Raw genomic sequence first — 1125 nt, forward strand, 5'->3', positions numbered from 1 at the left:
CGGATTCACGGCGTCCCCTGCCCAGCCCGCACCGCCCCGGCCCACCCACAACGCCACGAATCGCCAGCGCTTTGGCTGTTGCATTTGCATTTGCCCTGCGCCTCGGCCTGCCGCAGGCATCGGCCCTGCCACCACCCGCACCCGATACAATATCCATCTGCCGTAGCCCGGCCTCCCGTCCCTGAGCCAAAGAGTTGCCCATGTCCATCGTCCGCATGACCGACCTCGACCTCTCCGGCAAGCGCGTGCTGATCCGCCAGGATCTGAACGTGCCGATCGAGAATGGCCGCATTACTTCCGAACAGCGCATCACCGCTTCGCTGCCGACGCTCAAGCGCGCACTGGAGCAGGGCGCTGCGGTGATGGTCACCTCGCACCTGGGGCGCCCGAAGGAAGGCGTGTGGAGCGAAGCCGATTCACTGGCCCCGGTCGCTGCGCGCCTGTCCGAGCTGCTCGGCCGCGAGGTGCCGCTGGTGCGTGACTGGGTCGACGGCGTGGACGTGCAGCCGGGCCAGCTGGTGCTGCTGGAAAACTGCCGCATGAACGTGGGCGAGGGCAAGGACGATGAAGCCCTGTCGAAGAAGTACGCCGCGCTGTGCGATGTGTTCGTGATGGATGCCTTCGGTACCGCGCACCGCGCCCAGGCGTCCACCCACGGCGTCATCCGCTTTGCCCCGGTGGCTGCCGGCGGCCCGTTGCTGATGGCCGAGCTGGATGCGCTGGCGCAGGCACTGGATGCGCCGGCCAAGCCGTTGCTGGCCATCGTGGCCGGCAGCAAGGTCAGCACCAAGCTGGAACTGCTGGCCAATCTGGTTGGCAAGGTCGACCAGCTGATCGTCGGTGGTGGCATCGCCAACACCTTCATCGCTGCGGCCGGCTACAACGTCGGCAAGTCGCTGTACGAACCGGACCTGCTGGATACCGCGAAGAAGATCGTGGCCGATGCCAAGGCGCGCGGCGCGGACATCCCGCTGCCGGTGGACGTGGTCACCGCCAAGCAGTTCCTGCCCGATGCCGCTGCGGAAGTGAAGGCGGTCGACGCCGTTGCCGAAGACGACCTGATCCTGGACATCGGCCCGCAGACCGCCGCGCAGTATGCGCAGCTGATCGGGAAGGCCGGCACCG

Annotated in this window: 1 protein-coding gene; it reads left to right on the forward strand. The window is 67.4% G+C overall.

Features of this window, described 5'->3' with window-relative positions:
• Positions 1 to 200: 200 nt before the first annotated feature.
• Positions 201 to 1125, forward strand: a 925-nt coding sequence (locus ARC23_RS00670) for a phosphoglycerate kinase (protein ID WP_057495444.1), incomplete at its 3' end; no start/stop codon positions are given.

Origin of the sequence: Stenotrophomonas beteli (assembly GCF_001431665.1) — a bacterium.
Taxonomy (GTDB): Bacteria; Pseudomonadota; Gammaproteobacteria; order Xanthomonadales; family Xanthomonadaceae; genus Stenotrophomonas; species Stenotrophomonas beteli.